This is a genomic window from Halobacteroides halobius DSM 5150, from assembly GCF_000328625.1.
In the GTDB taxonomy this organism is placed as follows: Bacteria; Bacillota; Halanaerobiia; order Halobacteroidales; family Halobacteroidaceae; genus Halobacteroides; species Halobacteroides halobius.
On sequence record NC_019978.1, the window covers coordinates 1,657,062 to 1,679,741 of the forward strand.

The 22,680-nt window shown below is 32.0% G+C and carries 16 protein-coding genes; 3 read left to right on the plus strand and 13 right to left on the minus strand.

Translation table 11 applies throughout. From position 1 onward, the window contains the following. Positions 1–45: 45 nt before the first annotated feature. The 10 genes from pfkB to HALHA_RS08100 form a co-directional block, all read right to left on the minus strand. Entirely contained in the window at positions 46–969 is a 924-nt protein-coding gene (gene pfkB, locus HALHA_RS08055; protein WP_015327298.1) for a 1-phosphofructokinase, read from the minus strand. Positions 970–1,073: 104 nt separating this feature from the next. Further along, positions 1,074–2,573 carry a Na+/H+ antiporter NhaC family protein gene (locus HALHA_RS08060; protein WP_015327299.1) on the minus strand — a complete coding sequence of 500 codons (1,500 nt, stop codon included), beginning with the start codon at positions 2,571–2,573 and terminating at the stop codon, positions 1,074–1,076. 359 nt (positions 2,574–2,932) lie between these two features. Next, positions 2,933–4,996 carry a sigma-54 interaction domain-containing protein gene (locus HALHA_RS08065; RefSeq protein ID WP_015327300.1) on the minus strand — a complete coding sequence of 688 codons (2,064 nt, stop codon included), beginning with the start codon at positions 4,994–4,996 and terminating at the stop codon, positions 2,933–2,935. Between the two features lie 123 nt (positions 4,997–5,119). Further along, a complete protein-coding gene (locus HALHA_RS08070; protein ID WP_015327301.1) occupies positions 5,120–5,443 on the minus strand; it encodes a DUF4387 domain-containing protein in 324 nt (107 codons plus the stop codon). A 201-nt stretch (positions 5,444–5,644) separates the two neighbouring features. Further along, entirely contained in the window at positions 5,645–7,003 is a 1,359-nt protein-coding gene (locus HALHA_RS08075) for an acyclic terpene utilization AtuA family protein (RefSeq protein WP_015327302.1), read from the minus strand. 18 nt (positions 7,004–7,021) lie between these two features. Beyond that, positions 7,022–8,266 (minus strand): methylaspartate ammonia-lyase, encoded by a 1,245-nt coding sequence (locus HALHA_RS08080; protein WP_015327303.1) that lies wholly within the window; start codon positions 8,264–8,266, stop codon positions 7,022–7,024. Between the two features lie 24 nt (positions 8,267–8,290). Then, positions 8,291–9,739: a methylaspartate mutase subunit E gene (locus tag HALHA_RS08085; RefSeq protein ID WP_015327304.1), complete on the minus strand. Its 1,449-nt coding sequence runs from the start codon at positions 9,737–9,739 to the stop codon at positions 8,291–8,293. Then, positions 9,739–11,142 (minus strand): methylaspartate mutase accessory protein GlmL, encoded by a 1,404-nt coding sequence (gene glmL, locus HALHA_RS08090; protein ID WP_015327305.1) that lies wholly within the window; start codon positions 11,140–11,142, stop codon positions 9,739–9,741. The genes HALHA_RS08085 and glmL overlap by 1 nt, the downstream gene beginning before the upstream one ends. A 15-nt stretch (positions 11,143–11,157) precedes the next feature. Then, entirely contained in the window at positions 11,158–11,577 is a 420-nt protein-coding gene (gene glmS / locus HALHA_RS08095; protein WP_015327306.1) for a methylaspartate mutase subunit S, read from the minus strand. Between the two features lie 363 nt (positions 11,578–11,940). Beyond that, positions 11,941–13,671 (minus strand): ABC transporter ATP-binding protein, encoded by a 1,731-nt coding sequence (locus HALHA_RS08100; RefSeq protein ID WP_015327307.1) that lies wholly within the window; start codon positions 13,669–13,671, stop codon positions 11,941–11,943. 186 nt (positions 13,672–13,857) lie between these two features. Here HALHA_RS08100 and HALHA_RS08105 point away from each other — a divergent pair, with 186 nt between their 5' ends. From HALHA_RS08105 to HALHA_RS08115, 3 genes are all read left to right on the plus strand, one after another. Beyond that, on the plus strand, positions 13,858–15,495 hold the full coding sequence (locus tag HALHA_RS08105; RefSeq protein WP_015327308.1) for a glutamate synthase-related protein: 1,638 nt from the start codon (positions 13,858–13,860) through the stop codon (positions 15,493–15,495). A 104-nt stretch (positions 15,496–15,599) separates the two neighbouring features. Further along, positions 15,600–16,331, plus strand: coding sequence for a PHP domain-containing protein (locus HALHA_RS08110; RefSeq protein ID WP_015327309.1), 732 nt, complete (start codon positions 15,600–15,602; stop codon positions 16,329–16,331). A 94-nt stretch (positions 16,332–16,425) separates the two neighbouring features. Beyond that, entirely contained in the window at positions 16,426–16,662 is a 237-nt protein-coding gene (locus HALHA_RS08115) for a PspC domain-containing protein (RefSeq protein ID WP_041607751.1), read from the plus strand. Positions 16,663–16,686: 24 nt separating this feature from the next. Here the strand turns inward: HALHA_RS08115 and pepF are convergent, their stop codons facing one another. The 3 genes from pepF to pulA form a co-directional block, all read right to left on the minus strand. Beyond that, positions 16,687–18,489 (minus strand): oligoendopeptidase F, encoded by a 1,803-nt coding sequence (gene pepF, locus HALHA_RS08120; RefSeq protein WP_015327311.1) that lies wholly within the window; start codon positions 18,487–18,489, stop codon positions 16,687–16,689. 113 nt (positions 18,490–18,602) lie between these two features. Further along, positions 18,603–19,520 carry a homoserine O-acetyltransferase MetA gene (gene metA / locus HALHA_RS08125; protein WP_015327312.1) on the minus strand — a complete coding sequence of 306 codons (918 nt, stop codon included), beginning with the start codon at positions 19,518–19,520 and terminating at the stop codon, positions 18,603–18,605. 138 nt (positions 19,521–19,658) lie between these two features. Further along, positions 19,659–22,595 carry a type I pullulanase gene (gene pulA / locus HALHA_RS08130; protein WP_015327313.1) on the minus strand — a complete coding sequence of 979 codons (2,937 nt, stop codon included), beginning with the start codon at positions 22,593–22,595 and terminating at the stop codon, positions 19,659–19,661. Between the last annotated feature and the right edge of the window lie 85 nt (positions 22,596–22,680).

A 22,680-nucleotide genomic window follows, 5' to 3' on the forward strand; every position in this document is an offset into this window, starting at 1 on the left:
TCTTTCTAAAGAAGAGATCAACTTAGTTGGTCTCTTCTTTTTAAATTACAATTCTCTAATCTTAACTTTATCCATCCATTTTCCTACTTTAGATAATATAGGTGTCTCTGTTCCAACCTCTAATATAGTTGCTACACTAACAGCTATAGTAAACCTAAAACTTTCTACAATATCTTTATTTGATAAATAACTAAGTGCCATTGCAGCTACCATACTATCCCCAGCCCCTACTGTACTTACTGGTTTAACTTTAGGTGGGATTGCTTGGATTACCTTTTTATCTGTAACTAAAAGAGCTCCCCTGGCTCCCATAGAAACTACTACCATTTCAATACCATCCTTAACTAATCCTTTACTTGCTTTAATAACTTCATCTAATGATAGGTTTGAACCATAAACAGACTCTAGTTCATAAATATTTGGTTTTATCAAAGTAGGTTTAGCTTGCAGGGCCAACCTTAGTGCTTCCCCAGAAGTATCTAAAAAAACTTTGGTTTTAGTATTATTAAGTTTTGTAATTAGTTCCTGATAAATATCCTGTGGTACACTAGAAGGTAAACTTCCTGATAATATAATAATCTCACTATTAGAAGCTGCTTGTAAGGTTTTATCTTTAACCTCCTCGATTGTTTTTGACGAGATAATTGGCCCTCCTTGATTAATCTTGGTCTCTATTCCCGATTTATCAATTACCTTCATATTGACTCGGGTTTCATTATCTATCCAACTAATATCTGATTCTATTCCTTTCTTTTCTAATGCATCAGCAATATATTGACCACTTGGCCCACCTAAACAAGCAATTGCCTTGGCCTTACCTCCTAACTTAGTAATATCTTTAGCTACATTAATTCCTTTTCCTGCTGCACTCTTCCAAGAAAATTCTACTTCATTTTCTTGACCCGGCTTTAACTTTTTAGCCTTTACGGTATAATCTACTGCTGCATTAATAGTTAAAGTTGTAATCAAAGTCTTTTCTCCTCCTTTATCTTTCTTATTTTTTTCGAGATTGCAGACTTTAATACATTAAAAAGAGCAGGATCTAATTAGATCCTGCTCAATATTTTGCACCACTAACATAAGACAGCAGTAAAAATAGTATACAAGACCATTGATAATCCAGCTGCTACACTAGCCTGTGGCAACTGAGTATATACGTGATCCATTAAATCAGCTCCACACGCTAAAGAAGACATAATTGTAGTATCAGAAATTGGAGAACACTGGTCACCATAAATTGATCCTCCTGTTACAGCAGAAAAACAAAGAGTTACAAACATAGGGTCTGGGTTAACTGCATAAGCTAATGGCATAGCAATTGGAAACATTACTGCATAAGTTCCCCAAGAAGTCCCCACAGCAAAAGCAATTAACATACACAACGCCATATAAATAGCCGGCAATAAAGTTGGAATAATAATTGCTTTAGTTGCTTCTACAATATAAACTGCTGTACCTAAACTTTCCGAAACATTTCCTAAAGTAACAGCAAGCCCTAATATAATGGCACCTATTGTTACTCCTTTAGCTCCATCAACAAATCCATCAATTATATCATCTAAATTCATTCCTTTAACTCCTGCAGTAATCATAGCCATAATTACACTTAATAAAAATGCTTCTGAAATATACATTTCACCAACTAAGAATTTAGGAATAACTCCAACTCCTAATAAGGTTCCAATTGGAATAATAAAGTCAAGCAAACTAGTCTCATAATTTTCAGGAACGTGAACTTCTGTTAGCTCTTCAGCAGTTAATGGTTCAGCCCCGTCTCGATTTAATTTACCTGTCTCTTTAACTCTTTTCATTGCTTCTTTCATTCTTTTACCAACAAAAGGAGCCTTCTCCCAAGCTAATAAAAAAGTAAAAGTAATAGCTATCCAAGCATAAAAATTAAAAGGAATTGCTCTAAAGAAAAATTCAAGTCCTACTTCTTCATTAGGAATCAACGGAATGGTTCCTGCCACTAATCCAGCTATATATAAGGGCCAAGCATTGAAAGGAATCAAAGTTGCAATTGGTGATGCTGTAGAATCTACTATATATGATAACTCTTCGTGAGAAACTTTTTCTTCATCACAAATTGGCCGCACTGTAGAACCAGCTAAAATAGTACTAATAGTTCCTCCTTGATGAAATAAAACTCCCATTAACCAAGCAAAGAATTTAGCTGACCTTCTACCTGTTACTATTTTTTGTCCAGCCCATCTAGCAAACTTTTGGGCACCACCTGTTTTAGTCCAAATACCAATTAATCCTCCTAAACACCATAAATATACTAATAATATTTTAGCATAACCAGCTGAACCTAAAGAAGGGATTAAAAAAGCCTGAACTATATTAATATTACCACTAATAATCCCCCCAGCTACTACACCTAAAAATAAAGAGGGGACTACCCGCCGAGTTATAAAAGCTAATGACAAAGATAATACAGCAGGCACTAATGATAATATCCCAAAATGTTTAGAGGTACTTTCATTAGCAAATCCTACACTACTAAGTAAAAAACTAAATGATACTACACCTACAAATATAAAAAACCATCTTTTCCATTCTTGTTTTTTCATCAAATATTCATCCTCCTTATATCAAAATAATTTTACTTTTCAAAAAAAGACATAATAAATATTTCTTTCAATCTGATGTTAGCATATTATAAATTATAAGGGGCCAAGCTATTCTTGTCAAGAATAACTAACATGAAGTTAACACTTGGTTAATCTCCTTTTAAATCACCTCTTTTTATTTATCTTAATTTTCAGACAATTAACCTTTGTTAATTATTATATGCAATTTTTATACCAAAAACATTTATCACTAAAAAAGTAATTTTTATCTTGAATATTGACTTAATTTCCTGTTTAATAAATCATTTTAAGTCTATAACAGGTTAAAATATATATATATACTTCTTGATTTGAACCTATTAACCCATTAATTTATTTAATTGATTTAAAATTCTAACCCCTCTTGGGGTAATCCTTGTACCTTGTCTTCCAGTACCAATCTTAACTAAATCTAATTCTTCTAATTTATTAAATCTAGTTCTTACCATTTGAGCTGAAAGATATAAGTTACTGATCTTAGCATTCTTAGCTATTTCACGCCGCCCTATATGCTCCCCTAATTGTTTTGCTAAATAAAGTTCATTCAAAATAAAAATATATTCTTCTATATCCCCTAAACTTTCTAACTTTGATTTTATCTCTCTTATTTCTGTCTCTGCTTTATTCTTCTCAACCCTAAGATAAGAAGGCAAATCTTTTATTTGGACTGCTTGTTGACAAGTTTGAGTAATAAATTCTATACAATTTTCTAATTCTCTCACATTCCCCTGCCAATTATAATTGTATAACCTACTCATAACCTCTCTTGAAATCTTTAAACCTGTTTTACTAAATTTATTTAGAAAAAATTCAATTAACAAAGGAATATCTTTTCTTCTCTTTCTTAATGGAGGTATTTCTAGAGATAAAACATTTAATCTATAATAAAGATCCTCCCTTAACTTATTTTCACTAACTAATTGTTTTAAGTTTTTATTAGTAGCCGCTATTATTCTAATATCTACTGGAATAATCTTAGTACCGCCAATTCTCATAACTTCTTTTTCTTGTAATACCCGCAATAGTTGAACTTGTATACTAGATGGTATATCGCCAATTTCATCTAAAAATATAGTCCCTGTATGGGCCTGCTCAAAGACTCCAGGTTTCCCATCTTTTTTAGCACCTGTAAATGCTCCCTTAGCATAGCCAAATAATTCACTTTCTAATAGCCCTTCTGGTAACGCAGCACAATTAACTGCTACAAATGGAGCTTTACTTCGTTTAGAATAACTGTGTATTGCTTGTGCAAAAAGCTCTTTTCCTGTTCCACTCTCTGCTTGAATTAATATAGTTGACTTACTTGTAGCTAACTGCTTAGCTTGCTTAATTGTCTCTTTTATTTCTTTACTTTGCCCAATTATGTCATCAAATGAATACTTTGCTATATGACCTTTATTCTTTAATTTTCTTCTTAAATCTTGCTCCAATTTTTTTATCTCAGTTATATCTTTAAAAGTAGCTAATGCTCCTATTATTTTATTATCTTTCTTGACTGGTACTCTATTAGTAACTATCTTTTTATCTCCTACATTTTGAAGAGCATTTAATTGCTTAACATCATTATCTAAAACTTGTGTTAAATTACTATTTGAAATCGTTTCTTCAATTTTACTACCTATTACCTCACTAGCCTTCATTCCAAAAATTTCTTCAGCCATCTGGTTAAATACTTTTATTTCTTGGTTTTGATTGATATAAATTATTCCATCATGAACATGATTGATAATTGTGTCTAATTTTTTATTAATCTCTTCTAAATTTTTCATATTTCTATTTAATCTTTTACTTAAATTAACTAATTGACGTATCTGTTTAGAGGTTAATAAATTTGCTTTGGCCCCTAATAAATCTAATCTAATTAATATTTCTACAATTGTTGTTAGATCAAGTATTCTACTACCTATATTAATCACTTTATTAATTGTGCTAGGAATATACTTCACTTCACCTAAATTAATAGCTAAATCAATATCTTTAATACTTTTTCTATCTTTGCCTGGATAAAAAGGAATTAACTCAATATGATCAATTCCAACTTCCTTTAACAAAGATTTTGTTTCTAATGTAGCTAACTTGGTATTATTAACTAGTAAGGTCTTTTTATTATGGGGTAGCTTAATCAGTTTTTCTAATGTGGCCACTTCCAAAGCTCTCCTAGCAAAGATGATATTACTTGTATCAGCTATATAGTTATCTATTTGGTTTAAAAGAGACTTAGTTGTTAAAATTAAATCTGCCTCAATAATATTATCAGGCGTTAGACTTGTAATAGAATAGCCTTTTATATTAATTTGTCCTTTTAATATTTGAGATAATTGTTGTCTGAATAATTTATTAGTTGCATCACTCATAGTTATAATTACTAACTTTTTTTCTTTCATCACTATCACCTATCTATTTAATTCTCTTACTACTTAATTTCAATAAATAAATCATAATTCCTCTTTTTACCACCTACCTTTCCTTAAACCTCAATAAAAAAGGTTGCGATAAATCGCAACCAACTACATCAATATTTTTAAACTTAATAATGGAGCATGTTGTTGAGCTCCATAAACATCTGTTTCTCCAATAGCTCCTGCTGAACAAGGGCGCTCAATAGTTGCTTTAATGGCCTTAGCAGGATCATAATTTATTACTGAAATTACTTTATTTTCATCAATATCATATAATTTAGCTATTAATGATTTATTAATCACACCAGAAGATTTTACCGCTTCATAAGTCTTAAAATCCTTAAAAATCAAATCAAAAGTTAATTCATACGGACCAGCATTTTTACTCCTAATTACATCTACTAATTCTTTAATATTTCTCTTCTCTGTCATTTATGCTCCCCCCCTTTAAATAAAGTAAAAATCAATTGATATAAAGCTTCACTTTTAATTTACAATTAACAATTGACAATTGACAATTAGAACCCCTTAAAACCTTTCTAAATCAAGGGTTTATACGATTTTGAAGTTTAATTGTAAATTGTTCATTGTCCATTGTCAATTGCTCTTAATATCAATATAACTTCAATTTAATCATACCTCTTTTATCTTAATCGGAAATAACTCACAAGGATCATCTACTTCAATTAAATGATGAAGATTAAACTCATACACTTCTCCTGCTTTTAAATCAGAAGGAGAATAAGGAAAAGCTAAATTCCCAGCTGTAGCTACTCTTCCAGGATATCCATAATGTAACATCGTCGATCTAGCAAAACTACAAATTGTATTAGCTAAATCCTGTGTCTTAGCTATAACTTCAATAATGATCGCTACTTCGTGGGATTTAATCTCAGAATTAGGTTCTAATTGGCCCATGACCCCATCTTTACCATATACCCTAAAAATCAAATCATAATCAGCTTCAGATAAATCAGTAAAATTATCTTTGACTGTATCTTTAACAACCTCAATTGTATGATCTAATTCCTTAATCATAATTGGATCTCTAGTTCCTGCAATTGATATCGTTCTATATCCTATTTTTTTAGCTCCTTCTAATTTAATAGTATACTTATCTCCTTCAATAAATTTACTACCACTAACCTTAACACTTCGCTCATCATACTCTTCAAATTCTGTTTCAGTTAAATCAATAATTCCCCCTGGTCCATGTAATTTACGTGGATTTGCTTTTTCATAAAGAGTATGGGCTGCTACAGACGTGGTAGTACATTTACGCTCAGGATTTAATGGTTCTAAAATAAAATGATCCTCTCTTAAAATACCAAACATACAATCACTTCCACTACCAGGATTAGCTGCAATCGAAGCACACTCCATAATTTTACCCATATGCAGGGCCAACCCAGCTGGAAATCCTTCCTTAATACACAAACTAGCAAACACAGTTGGATCATAAGCCCTACCTGCTAGAATCACTTCTGCCTCTTGATCTAGAGCTTTAATAATCGGCTCAACCCCCATCTGCCCTACAATCCTAGTACTCTCTTCTAATTCTTCTTTTGTTATCTCTGAGGCGGGGGCCAACGCAGAAATTCCTCCTGCCTTAAACTTATCCATTATAAATTGACGATCCTGTTCGGCCTCAATAGTAGCTAAATTAAATTTTAAATCTTCTTCTTGAGCAATTTCTCGCACTATCTTAGTACACCATTTTAAATGGGGGGTTCCACCAGCCCCCCCAGCAGTTCCTATAATTACTGGAATACCTTGTTGTTGACCTGCCTTAATCATTAATTTTAGATCCCTCTTAACTGCTGTTTTATCAGTAAAAGAAACTCCGGCTCCTAAATAATATGGTCCTGGATCAGTAGAACCTGCATCTACTGCAATCAGATCTGGTTCTTTTTCTAACCCTTTCTTAAATGAATCTTCTGGAAATCCATAACCTAAAATTGCTGTGGGAGATAATATCCTCAATTCTCTCATTTGTATCCCTCCTCCAAATTATCTTCGTTTAGCTTTAATTAAATTCAATACTCTATTCATTTCATTCTTAACTATCATTAATCCTTCATCTACTCCCATACCTGGTTTAGCTAGCATTTGATCAGGTCTAGTAGCTAAAGCAAGGTTTACACAAACCTGAGCAGAACGATCTGTTTCATTACAAGTTCCTCCTTGGTAAGCTCCAACCCCATTTTTTTTACAATAAAGTACTGCTTCAATAGTATTATTTATACCACCTAAATCTGGAGTTTTTATCTGTACAACATCTGCTGCTTTTTGATCTACAAATGCTTTTATATCCTCTAATGTATTGCACCATTCATCTGCTACCAATTCTACATCTATATTTCTGTTTATCATCTCATCTCTTAGAGCTTTCATATCCTTAATCTGTTTTTCTCTACTTCCAGAATCCATTGGCCCTTCAATTCTTAAGGTATAAGGACTAGCTACTTTAGCTAATTTTTCTAAATAATCAGCCATTTTTTCTGAATCATTATCAAAAGCTAAACCTATAGTCCCATAAACATCTAAATGGAAAATAGGTTGATAGTCCTGATAATTTTTAAGTTTCTGAACTCTATTCTTTAACCATTTAACATAATCTAATAATTTATTCCCATCTGCACCTAATTTTTCTTTTACATTATTTATTAAACCATGTGGCATAACATCAGCTTGTTTAATAATCATTTTATCTACATTTGAATATCTTTCATCACCGGATTGAGTAAAAATAGGAACAGTTTTAGTAATTAAATCTAATCCATATTCTTTAGCTACTATCTCTGCCATAGTTTTTTTCTCAGCTTTAGCTACAGCATCTAATAAAGCTTGAGTAAGTCCATACCGAATAGCAGTATGAAGCTTTTCGCCCTTAATCTTAAAATCATCAAATTCTTCAGCTAATTCTTTAAAACTAGTTAACTCTCTACCTACTAACTTAGGGGCAATCTTTTCTTCTATTACAGAAATAAAATCTTGGGCTAAAAATAAAGGATCTCTACCTCCTGCCCCAGAATATTGAACTGCTGTACAATCACCATAAGCTACTTGCCCATCTTCTAAAATAACCATAATAGTAATTGATTCACCAGCTTGCCTAATTGAGTCAAACCCTTTAGTTACTGGATCTCCTAAATATGAAAAACCATCATGTTTAGCATCTGCTTTAATAGCTTTTTGATCATCAAAATAAAAACCTGTTAACCCTGTTGAAGTAACTATTTCTTTTATCTTCATTATTCTCACCACCTATTTTTGAGTTCAATTTCTTGGTCTCCCGACTAACATACCTTTTCCAATAGCATAAATATCATCTATTACCATCTGAAAACTGGGCTCTCTTGCTTCTTCTTCACCTCTAGCCTCTAGCTTTTGTTTATTAAACTCAACTACTTCATCTGAAAAAGGTAAATTACCATGATTTAAATAGCGCACTGCCCCATTATCATCTCTAGCCGGTAATAAATTACCAGCATTATATTTACTTGGAGCAAATGGGATATCTAAAACTCCAGCTTGAAATGCTTTTACTGTTCCTTGGGCCAAATCTCCAGCCCCTAATTCAAATACACGCTCAAGAATCTGTTTTGTTTCTTTTTTAATCATCTCCTTTTCTTTAGCTAATTTAGTATTAGATACTAACTCTTGATTTTTTAACATATTAATTAATTGTTTAGTAGCTCTTAAACCTTCAGCATTTGCTTCTTTAGTAGGAATTCCTAATGCTTCATGAGGAGTCTTAACAATAACCTTGGTTGCCTTACTTAAAGCAGCAGTAGCTGCTCCCCAGGAGATAACACCAAAAGATTGCGCTTCATCTTGTGGAAAGCCGCCCATCCATTGATGAAATACAGTCGTTAACATTATATTATCATAATCCTTTAAGTACTCTTGGGCTAACTCTTCTAATGATTTAATAGCCGCAACATCTTGCACTAAATTACCACACTGTCCATAACCTAAAGTAAGATTTTTAACACCTTGCTCAGCAGCTAATAAACCTTCAATAATTGCTATACTATGAGATATAGAAGGAGGAACTAAAGTACCAGTTAAAGGGCCAAAAGGCTCCCGATTAATTCTAACCCCTTGTTCTTGATAATAACCAACTAACCTATCAACATATTGCCAATCATATAAAGTCTGCTCAATTGATACATCTTTAGCATACGGAATATTATAAGAGATACCCCCTCCTTCATAATCAGTAAATCCACCTGCTAAGGTAATCTCAGCTAATAATCTAGCATCAGGTGTTCCGTGTCTAACCTGCAGTGGAGCATCTAAAGCTTCTACAACCTTTCTACAATTTATAACACCATGATTAACTGCTGGAAAACCATTTAACATTGACCTTCCTTCATCACTACTTTCTTTAATCCCAGCTTCTGCTTCTTTATAATTATTCTGTCGCGTGTAACTATCGATAGTGGTTGGCAATAAATCAGTCTTTCCCTTATCCCGCAAAAACTTTAACAATTCAATATGTTCCTCAATTAAAGCTACTCCAGCTCTAGGCTGAATTAAAGTTTCCTCATTCTCTTTAGCCTCTTGTAGCTTCTCTGCCATAATCTTTTCTTCCCCTAGCTTCTTTTGGTAAGCAATAGCTTCTTGTAAATCTACCTCTTTTCCCGTTGGCCATTGCTGTAAAACTTCCTTCCGAAATTCCATAAATTTATCTAAATCCCACTTTTTATTCTTTAATTCCACTATATTTCCCCTCCCAGTTTCTTAAGATGTTTTTTAGCTAATTTAAGAGCTTTAGTTGGTGAAATTTCAGATAATAACCCTACCGCAGCTAAAATATAATCTTGATCTAACATTAACCTAGGCTTTATAGGAGCCAAAATCTCAGATCTTGACTCATCAAATAAACCTTCTTTTAGAATTTTATCTGGTTGTTTATTATAAACTAAAACTCCCCCTGTACCAATGATTAAATCCAAGTTAGTTAAGTCCTTACCATACTGTATATAATTCTCTCCCAAAGGACTATAGACCCTTTCAATTCGTCCTACGTGACGTTGTACAGCTAATTTAGTTGCTCCTTTAGCAATTGTAAAATCCAATTTTTTCTCTAACTCAGTACCAGGAATATATTCAATATCTTGACTAATCAACTTGATATAATTTTTAATCTCGTCTTTATTTATTGTATCAGGGAGATAGGCTAATAATTCTTCTAACCCAATTACCTCTAATAATGAAGAAGCACTATATCTCATTCCTAAATCTCCTTCAACTGTTCTTTTTACATAGGGTTCTTCTAAGCCCCTAAGATTAACTCCTGCTTTGGTAGGTTCTCCACTAGCTACTGAATGAATATCAGTAGTAGCTCCACCAATATCAACAACCATTAACTCTCCTAATCCATCCTCTTTAGCTGTTCCTTCTGCAATCAACTCTGCTGCTTTAATTACAGCTGATGGGGTAGGCATAATAACTTGGTCTATATACTCTTTTGCTTTAGATAATCCTTTAGCATAAATAATTCTATCTAAAAAAACCTGTCTGATATTCTCTCTAGCTGGTACTATATTTAATTTTTCTAACTTAGGCATTACATTTTCAGTAATATAAACTTCCTTTTTTTGTTCTTTTAAAATCTTTTTTACATCACCTTGTACTACCTTATTACCAGCTACTATTAGTGGAATATTCAGTTTGGATTCCGCTAGGAGTTTTGCATTATGTAAAATTATATCTTCATTACCTCCGTCTGTTCCTCCAGCTAATAATATTACATCGGGGTTGTTTGCTATAATTTCTTTTACTTCATCAACAGTTAACTTATACGCATAGGTATTAATTAACTTGGCCCCAGCTCCTAGAGCAGCTCGTTTAGCAGCTTCAACAGTTAAATCAGGTACTAAGCCAATCGCTACCATCTTTAGTCCACCAGCTGCACTACTACAAGCTAAACGATGAGTAATAGATTCTAAATCAATCCCTCTATCTTCTAGCTTATTAAATACATGTCTAATTCCAATATTTACGTCATCCCACACCGTTGTTAAGGCCTTTGCTGTGGCTTTTAATTCTATTTTTTCTAAATCTATCACAGTTCCTTTTGTATAAGTACTCCCAATATCAAGTAATAAAGCTGACTTCATAACTTCACCTCACAGTTAACCTTCTATTTTTAAGTCTTCTTTTAAATCAGCAATTGGTTCTTCAGGTAGAGTACCTGGAGGATATACTCTATCAAAGCCCATATCTAAAAACTTTTCTTTTGTAGATTTCCAATCTTGTTTTCCAACCACTAAATTACCTCCTACATATAATATTGCATCTTTTAATCCAGCTTCTATACACTTGTCTTTAAATCCTTTACAATCCATTTCTCCATGACCATAGAGTGAAGAAACTAAAATAGCCTCTGCATCAGTTTCAATAGCAGCATCAATAAATTCTTTCTGGGAAGCTAAAACTCCAATATTGACCACATTAAATCCTGCTTCTGTAAATGCCTCTTCTAAAATTCTATTTCCCACCGCATGAACATCTGAACCAATAACTCCTAAAACTATTGTTCGCTGCTCTTTCATTATTTCACCTCTATTTTAATTTTATTTATTTCTTAACACAAATTTCTTACTATTTATTATTTGCAAGTTTTGTGCCAAACTTTCCTATTAAATTTATTTTTCCTCCATCTCTTTTAACTGTTTAATTAATTGTAATTTACTTTATATTTTATTCTAATAAATGTCATTTATTAGATAAGTTTAGAGATATAAAACTGTTTTTTTAACATCACTAACTAATCAATTGGGTTATTTTAATAAAAAATAAAAGAATTTATAAATAAATAACCCATTGCTTGCTATAAGTAGAATTTTATAATAATTAACTTAGTATAAAAGAAATACCCTGGATTAATTCCAGGGCCAACTTTCTTCTTATTTTACTTAAGCAGTTAATTCTTCATCAAATTGTTTTTGATACAAATTACTATAAACTCCATTTGGTTTATTTAATAATTCATTATGTTTACCAGACTCAACAATTCCATCAGCAGCTAAAACAATAATTTTATCAGCATCTCTAACAGTAGATAACCGGTGTGCTATTACTAAAGTAGTTCTATCTTGAGCTAATCTTTCTATAGATTCCTGAATAATCTGCTCACTTTCATTATCTAAAGAAGAAGTTGCTTCATCCAGAATTAAAATTGGTGGATTCTTTAAGAAAGAACGAGCAATTGAGATCCTTTGTTTTTGACCTCCTGATAACTTAACTCCTCGCTCCCCAATTTGAGTTTCGTAACCATTCTCTAAATTCATAATAAACTGATGTGCATTAGCCTTTTTAGCTGCTGCAATAATTTCTTCTTTACTAGCTTTTAAATTACCATATGCAATATTATCTCTTACAGTCCCATTAAATAAGAATACATCCTGTTGAACAATCCCTATTTGTTTTCTTAATGACTCTATAGTTAAGTCTTTAATATTTTGACCATCAATTAAAATTTGGCCCTTATCTAATTCATAAAATCTCGGCAACAACTTACATAAAGTAGATTTTCCAACTCCAGATGGGCCAACAAAAGCAATAGTTTGACCGGCATTAATTTGAAGATTAACCTCTGATAACACTCTATTATCTTCTTCATAACTAAAGGAGACATCATTATACTCTATCTTCCCTTTAACAGTAGTTAACTTTTTAGCTTCATCATATTCTTTAATATCTGATTCAATATCTAATAACTTAGTAAATCTTTGAAAACCAGCCATCCCTTTTTGAAATTGTTCATTAAATTGCATTAACTTTTCGATTGGTTTAATAAATAACTTAATATAAAAGATAAAAGCTATCAATTCCCCAGTAGTTAATTGTTGTTGATAAATGAAATAACCACCAATTCCTAATGTAACTAAAATAATCATATTACTTAAAAAATTCATAGTTGAATAGAATTGGCCCATTGTCTTCATAGCTGTTTCACGTGATTGGCGATAATTTTCATTTTCTTGATCAAACTTTTGTTGTTCAAAATCTTGATTAGTAAAAGATTTTACTACTCTAACTCCACTTAAACTATCTTCAATTTGGGAGTTCACTTGCCCTAAATCTTCTTTAATTAATTTAAAAGCACGATGCATCTTCTTTCCTAATTTAATAGAAAAATAAACCATAATTGGTACAATCAAGAAGGTCAATACAGCCAATTGCCAATTTATATTTGCTAAAATAACAAATGAACCTACAAGAGTTACAGTAGAAATTAAAACATCTTCTGGACCATGATGGGCCAATTCAGAAAGATTATGTAAATCATTAACAATCCTAGACATTAAATATCCTGTTTTATTATTATCATAGAATTTAAAAGATAATTTCTGTAGATGTTTAAATAAATCTCTGCGCATATCAGTCTCGATTCTAATTCCTACTACATGCCCCCAATAATGAACTATATACTGCAAAATATACCTTAATAAATATAACCCCAATAGAATAAAAATTAATTTAGTTACAAGCACAAAATTTCTATTAGGAAAATGATAATCAACCATCTCTTTAATAAAAAGTGGAAAAACTAAATCTAATCCCGACATAATAAAAGCACTCATTATATCAACTAAAAATAACTGCCAATGATTCTTATAATAATAAGCAAATCTTTTTAACATCTATCTATCCCCCTCCATTCGATACATTGTAGCATACTGTGAAATGAGATACAATAACTAAAAAATATTATCAATAACCTTATTCCCTAAATAATATTTATTATTAAAAAGTAAATCTAATAAAGGTTTTTTTATCATCATATGCAAATTTATTACATAAAGGGAAATTGAGGAGGAGAGTATTTAATGAATTGGAAAAAAAGAAATGATGCTTTAGGAGCAATTAACCGTGGTGACCCTTGTGAATCAGGATTATGTACTTTATGTCAAGCTGATTGTAAAGGAAAGTGTGAAACTTGGCTATCTTCTTTAAAGGGACGTAAAGTACTATATCCTAGAGACTTTGGAGAAATAACTGCTGGTAGTAGTAATATATCACCTCAAGGGGTGGGATATCATAGCTTACGGATTCAAGGTTATACTCATGGTGCCCAAGGAATTCCTGAAGAACTTAGTAATAGTGCTGATGATTGTATTTTTTCTAATGTAGATACCACTACAGAATTTGGAAATAAAATCAAAACTAAATGTTCTGTACCAATTATGACCGGGGCTTTAGGTTCTACCTTTATTGCAGAAAAATACTGGGAGTCATTTGCCATTGGAGCTGCTTTAGTTGGCTTTCCAATTGTAATTGGTGAAAATGTTGTTGGGGTAGATCAAGAAGCCAAAATTGAAAATGGTAAAGTCGTTAAAGCTCCTGAACTAGACTATAGAATAAAAACTTATCAAAAATATGCTGGTGCAGAAGGAGCTATCTTTGTTCAATTAAATGTTGAAGATACTAGAAATGGAGTAGCAGAATATGTAATAGATAATTATGGCGATGATGTAATAATTGAATTAAAATGGGGCCAAGGAGCTAAGGATATCGGTGGTGAAATCCAAGTTAAAAGTTTGGAGTATGCTCAATTCTTAGCCAATAGAGGTTACGTTGTTGATCCTGATCCAACTATTAAAGCAAATCAAAAAGCCTTTAAATCAGGTGCAATTAAAAGTTTTGCTCGTCATAGTAGATTAGGTGGCACTACCGCAGATAACCCTGAATCTTTAAAAGAAGACTTTATGACTTCAGTTGAGTATTTAAGATCTTTAGGTTACAAACGGATTTCTCTAAAAACTGGTGCCTATGGTATGAAAGGTCTAGCAATGGCTCTACGCTTTGCTGCTGATGCTAATTTAGATCTAGTTACTATAGATGGTGCTGGGGGCGGAACAGGCATGAGTCCATGGAATATGATGGAGCATTGGGGAATCCCTTCTTTACAACTCCACACTAAAGCTATTGAATATGCTGATATTTTAGCTGACGAAGGTATAGAAGTTCCGGACTTATCTTTAGCTGGTGGTTTAGCTAGAGAGGATCATATCTTTAAAGCTCTAGCATTAGGTTCACCTTACGTTAAGATGGTATGTATGGGGCGGGCTCCAATGATAGCTGGATTCTTAGGTTCTAATATTGAAGGTGTCTTTCACCCAGAGCGAAAAGAAGAGCTTAATGCTCACTGGGATAAACTACCTAAAACAGTTAAAGAAATCGGGGATACTCCAGAAGGTATCTTTGCTGGATGGCATGATATAGCTCAAAAAGTAGGTACAGATGAAATGAAAAATATCCCATTTGGAGCTATAGCTCTCTGGAATTTAGCTGATAAATTAAAAGCTGGTTTACAACAATTTATGGCTGGAGCGAGGAAATTTAACCTACAGGCTCTTGACCAATCTGATTTAATGGCTGGTAATAGAGCCACTGCACAAGAAACTGGTCTTCCTTATATGACTGAAGCACTTGATCAGGAAGCAAAAGAAATTTTAAGAAAATAAATCTTTAACCCCGCCTTTATAGGTGGGGTGTTTTTTTGAATAATTTGTAGAATTACTTCTTTCTTGATATAATAAGGTTACTACTTTTTAAAAGGAGTAAATAAATGTTAGAAAAAAATCAACTTCCTAATTCCTTTACTCAATTTTTGCCTAAGAAAACTAAATATATAGATCTTCATATTCATACTACTGCATCAGATGGCCTAATTAAAACTGATTTTTTAATAAAATTTCTCCAAGATACTCCACATTTAATCTCCATTACAGATCATAATGCTATTGAAGGTAACCTTGAATTGTATTTTACACCTAACATTAATATTATTCCTGGTATTGAAGTTGGTTGCAAAGATGGTTTTGAATTATTGATTTATTTTAAAGATGCTTCAGATCTGCAAAAATTTTATAGAACAAATGTTAAACCCTTTAAAAATAAATATAAAATTACTAGAACTAAACAATCATATAGCTATTACCTAAAGCAAATACAAAAATATGATGCATTTGTCTCACTTCCTCATCCGGCTGGCTTAGCACAAAAAAACTATCTAAAAAACAAATCATATATCAAACAAGTCATTAATAAAATAGATGCTATAGAAACTTATAATCATGCTCTACCTCAAAAAAGAAATTTAACAGCTTATGAAATAAGAAAGAAGAAAGAAAAATTTGCTACCTTTGGTAGTGATGCTCATATTAAAAAAGAAATATTATCTTTCTATAGATACCAAAATAATAACTTTTCTAAGTTATCAAGAATAAAGAAGCATCTATATAATTGTTGTTCGGCTGTTGCTTTATTTGGAAAACATCTACACTATCTTTTAAATTAATCTATTATGCGACTAATCATTTCTTCTATTTTTAATTCAATCAGTCTTTTTAATATAAGCATGCATATAATAATACTATAAAGGAGAGGAAATGATGAAAAAATTATATTTATCAGAAAAGAATAAAAAAATTGCTGGGGTCTGCAGTGGCCTTGGAGAGTATTTTAATATTGATCCAGTTATTATTAGATTAGGCTTTATATTATTTAGCCTTCTAAATCCACTTACCATTATCCTTTATTTAATAGCTACATTAATCATTCCTCAACGTAATAACCACACTAAAAAAATTGCTCCCCCAAAAAATGATTCTGAATCTAAAGAAAAATGATGAAACGGGCCAAGCTTGGCCCGTTTAAATTAATTCCTTCATCTTACCAACTGAATCAGCAAAAATATTAACTGCCTTTTCTATAGGTTCTGGAGAACTCATATCCACCCCTGCTTTTTTTAGTATCTCTAGTGGATAGTCAGAACTACCGCTCTTTAAAAATTCTAAATAACTCTCTACTGCCTTATTTTCTTCTTCTAAAATTTGTTCAGATAAAGCAACAGCAGCAGAAAAACCTGTTGCGTACTGATAAACATAAAAATTATAATAAAAATGGGGGATTCTAGCCCACTCAATATCAATTTTATCATCTATAACTAAATTATCTCCATAATACTTCTCATTTAAATTATGATAACGCTTTGACAATAAATTAGGAGTTAAAGCTTCACCTTCTTCAGCTAATTGGTGAATCAACTGTTCATAATCAGCAAACATAGTTTGTCGATATACTGTACCTCGAAATTGTTCTAAGTAATGATTCAAAAGATATTTCTTCTTAGTTTCATCATCTGTTTTCTTTAATAAATGCTGAATTAATAATGACTCATTAACTGTAGATGCTACCTCTGCTACAAAAATACTATAATCAGAATAAAGATAAGGCTGTTCTTGGTTAGAGTAATAAGAATGCAAAGCATGCCCTAACTCATGAGTTAAAGTAAATAAATCATTCATTTCTCCAGTATAATTTAATAGAATATAAGGGTGGGCATCATAACACCCTGCAGAATAAGCCCCACTTCTCTTGCCTTTATTTTCATAAACATCGATCCAATTACTCTCAAATGCTTTATTAACAACCTCTAAGTATTTATCCCCTAATGGTTGTAAAGCTTCTAAAACAATTTCTTTTGCTTCTTTATAATCAATCTTCATTTCTACATCCTTAACCAAAGGAGTATATAAGTCATAAATATGTAACTCATCAACTCCTAAAGCTTCTCTTTTCAAATCAACATAATCATACATGGGGTCTAAATTACCTTTTACTGTTTTTAGTAAATTATTATATACTTCAACCGGAATATTATTAGCATCTAAAGCTGCTTCTAAACAACTAGAATAATCTCTAGCTCTCATTCTAAACAAATCTTTTTTAATATTAGTACTTAAAGTAGTAGCAATAGTATTTTTTTGTTTTTGGTATTGTTCATAATAAGCTTCAAAAACATCTTTTCTCACCTGGCGACTATCACTCTTTAATAACTCAACATAACGACCATGAGTGACTTTAACTTCTTCTCCAGCTTCATTTTCGATAGTTGGAAATTCCATATCAGCATTATTAATCATTCCAAATATATTTTCGGGTCCCTGGGCCAATTCTCCAGTTAAAGCCATAATCCGTTCCTCTTCTGGAGATAAAAAATGTTCCTTCCTACGTATAATATCATCTAAATACTGTTGATATAATTTCAAATCTTCATTATTAGCTAAAAACTCTTCTAACTTATCTACTGGAATTTGAATAATTTCAGGAACAATAAATGCAGTAGCACTAGAAACTTGATTACTTAAACCTTGTATTTTAGATACCAAAGCTTGATATTGGTTATTAGTTGTATCCTGGTCATTTTTACGTTGCGCATAAGTAAATAATCTAGCTAAAACTCTACTTAATTGGGTACTTAAATTTAACAACTGTAATAAATCCTCTGCTGAATTACCCAATTGTCCTTGGTACTTCTTAATCTCTGCTACCTTGCCCTTGACTTGATTAAACTCTTCTTTCCATTCTTCTTCACTTTGATAAACGTCAGTTAAATCCCATTTAAATTGGTCATTGATTTCATCTCTTGTTGGTAATCCCTTACCTTGTGCCATCTTTAGCCTCCTAGTAATCTTTAAATATACTAATTCTACATATGGATAAATATTCCTTTAAATTTAAATTAAAAAGGCACCTCTATATATAAGGTACCCTCAAACTAAAAAAATTATTTAATTTTATTAATATTATATGGAGTAACTTGATAAACATAGTAATTAAGCCAATTAGAAAATAACAAATGTGCATGACTACGCCAAGTAACTACGGGCTCTTTAGTGGGGTCATCATTAAGAAAATAATTTTTAGGTTTTGCTATATCTAATCCTTTCTTTAAATCTCGTTCATATTCCCTCTTTAAGGTATTTCGATCATACTCCGGATGTCCTGTAACAAAAATTTGTCTCCCATCCTTAGTAGCTACCATACAAATTCCTGCTTCTTTCGATTCCGATAAAATCTTTAGCTTAGGAATCTCTTCAATATCTTCTCTTTTAATCTCTGTGTAACGTGAATGAGGACAAAAACATTGGTCATCAAACCCCTGCACTAACTTACATTTCTTATTTTTAATATTATGAGAAAATATCCCAAATACTTTCTCTTCTAACTTGTATTTAGGAATCCCAAAATGATGATATAAACCAGCTTGAGAGGCCCAACAAAGATGCATTGTAGAAGTTACATTATGCTTTGACCAATCCATAATCTCTTGTAATTCTCTCCAATAATTTACTTCTTCAAAATCAAGTTGCTCTACAGGCGCACCTGTAATAATCATACCATCAAATTTTTCATTTTTAACATCATCAAGTGTTTTATAAAAAGTACTTAAATGCTCTTGAGAAGTATTTTTAGACGTATGTGTTTCCGGTTGCAATAAAACCACATCTACTTGTAAAGGGGTATTACCTAATAAACGTAAAAGCTGTGTTTCAGTAATTTTTTTAAGAGGCATTAAATTTAAAATTAGAATCTTAAGGGCACGAATATCCTGACTATAAGCTCTACTTTCCTTCATCACAAATATATTCTCATTCTCTAGTATCTCTACTGCTGGTAGATTATCAGGAACTTTAATTGGCATCCTACTCACTCCTCTATTTAACTATACGAAAAAGTTTTTTCTAATTATAACATCTTTTTATGTAATATTAAAGCTCCTATCTAATAAAGCTTATTATTTGCAACCTGGTATCATACAATACACATTCAATTGTTGTTGCTAGCTCTCCTCTTTATATATTACAACAGTAGATATAGCTGGTACTTTTAGTTGACTTCCTTTAATTTCTACCTTGCTTCTATTAATTTCTCTAACTCCTGCTCGCTTATCATCTACGGCTACTTTCCAATGAGAATTAATTTCCTCTAAATTAATCTTTTTAACTTCTCGATTAGCATTATAAACAACTATAATCTTTTCCCACTTGTCTTTAGGGTATTCTAACTTAAAACTAACTAAATAATCACTTGCAACCGGCAAAAAAGTTAAACACTCTTCAATTTCTTCCATAGTATCTAACCGAAAAGCTTCATGTGACAAGCGCAATTTAATTAATCCCTGATAATAAGCAAATATATCTTGATGTTTTTCTTTCCTTGACCAATCAATTTGATTAGTATAATCGCTAGAATTATAACTATTAGCAACAAATGCAGCATCATCTTCTGGATTAGGTTTAGTTCTTAACATTTCTGAGCCACCATGTAAAAATGGTATACCTTGAGCGGTTAAAATAATAGCTGTAGCTAATTTTTGCATCTTCTTTCGTTCTTTATAAGTAGCAGCTGGAGTAGAACCTACAATTTTATCCCACAGTGTGTAACCATCATGACATGTTACATAATTAATAACTTCTTGGGGGTCATCAGCAAAACGATGGTATGGATCAGTAGCAATTGGTAAATCTGTTTGATAATCGACCATCCCAGCAATAATTCCTGCTCTAATTAAATCTTGTTTATCAACTTCTTGTTGGATAAATCCTCCTTCTTTTAGAGGAGCTCCAAAATAAGTCTGTTTAATAGCATCCCTAATTGTATCATTAAATACGCCTGCTCCCTTTTCTACCTCTAATAAACTCCTCTTTTCACCATCAGCTTTTACATACTTTTGAGAAGTTGGTAGAGTCCCTAGATTCCATCCCTCTCCATAAATAAGAGCAGATGGATTAATCCCTTTTATATCATTTACTAACTTAGTCATTGTCTCTTCATCATGCAACCCCATTAAATCAAATCGAAAACCATCTACATGGTACTCTTTCGTCCAATAAGTAGTCGAATCTATCATTAATTTACGCATCATTTTACGTTCCGAGGCTGTATCATTACCACACCCTGAACCATTAGTCAGACTTATTTTTTCATGACGGCGATAATAATAATAGGGCACTATATTCTCAAAAATCTCAACTTCAGCAGTATGATTATAAACTACGTCTAAAATAACCCCTATTCCTGCCTTGTGTAACTCTTTAATCAATCTTTTAACTTCTCTAATTCTCTGATGGGGTTTATCAGGGTTTAATGAATACCAGCCTTCAGGAGTAAAATAATTATGTGGATCATAACCCCAATTATAATTATAATTGCCATCTACATCATCACCACTAGCTTCATAGCCCCTATTATACTCATTACCATAATAAAAGTTTAAAATAGGCATTAACTGTACATGGGTGATTCCTAGTTCTTTTAGATGAGGTATTTTTTCAATAAATCCTAAGTACGTCCCCTTTTTTTCTGCTACAACCTGTGAGTTATCTGCAATAGTAAAATCTCTAATTGATATTTCATAAATTACTGCATCCTGTTGACGCTCTAATTTAATATAATCATCATTACTCCATCCTTGGGGATCAGTTTGACTCAAATCAACAATTGCTCCTTTTCCGGTACTATCTTTACTCATATCAAAGCCCGCCATTGATTTAGCATAAGGATCAAGTATTCTCTTGGTTTGATTACCATTTGTAACCTTATAATTATAAAATTGGCCCACTAGATCTTCTTTTACTTGCGTTTCCCAAACTCCATTCTCTACTTTAGCCAGTGGAATTGATCTAGTAGGGTAATCAGCAAAACCATCCTCAAACAATTCAAGTTCAACTCTATTTGCTGAAGGCGCCCATAATCTAAACTCAGTAATTTCTGGCTTATAAAATACTCCTAGTTGATCATTATAAACTAAATTTGACTCAATAATTTCAGGACTTAAAATTGCCTGTGTTTCTAATTGGCCCGCTTGTATTGTATAAATTTTATTGTAATCTAATTCTTGTTGAGTAGTTAATCGATAAGTTGGTTTTTGCGAATCATCTAACTTAGCTAAAGGAAGAGTTTTAAAGTTTTCCTTAATCATTATGGGGTGGTCAACAGGATCCTTAAAATAAACTTCTATTTCATTCTTTCCTATAATCATTGCTTCTTCAATCTTATTTTTACTACGCTCTAAAACTTCCAAACCACTGTAATATTCATTTTGGTCTCCTGCCATCATCCAAATTTCTTGTTGCTTATTTAAATCATCATATTCATGTTCTTGTTCAATCATTTTATTCTCCGCTTCACAAATCACAAACCTTAATTTATCATCACAAGGTCGATAAGGAATATCCCAATAAACACCGCATATGCCTTCTCCAATAGGTATCATTTTACCTTCTTCTCTAATTAAATCATCTTCTTTATCTTCTCTCCAATATTTAAGCTGACATCCTTGATAATCATTATTGGGCCTATAATAATGCAGTCTTATATAATTAGTAGGAATTGGAGGAATCATTTTCAAGTTTGTACTCTCAATAGCCTCTTCTAAAGTAAAATAAATTTCTTTTCTTCCAGAAACTACCCATATTTCTTTTCCAGACATTGATTCTAGATATTCTCCACTAATATCTGATACTCTAAACCGGTCATTATGAATTATAAACTTTATTGCACCTTTCTCTTGATAAGGAATATCCCAATAAGCTCCATAGCTATCAATTCCGTCGATAGATAAAGGAGCTCCCCAATTCATTTGTTTATCATATCCCCCTCCCCATAAATATAATCCCCAATTATAGTACTTATGATCAGCTGGACGAAGATAATGTAACCTTAGATAACCTTTAGGAACCTCCACATCTTGATTAGATTCATGTCCTTGTTCCAATTATATTCCTCCCTATTGAAACTTTATGGTCTTACTATTATTCTTACTATTAATTATATATAATATGATGAGTTAATTGATTATA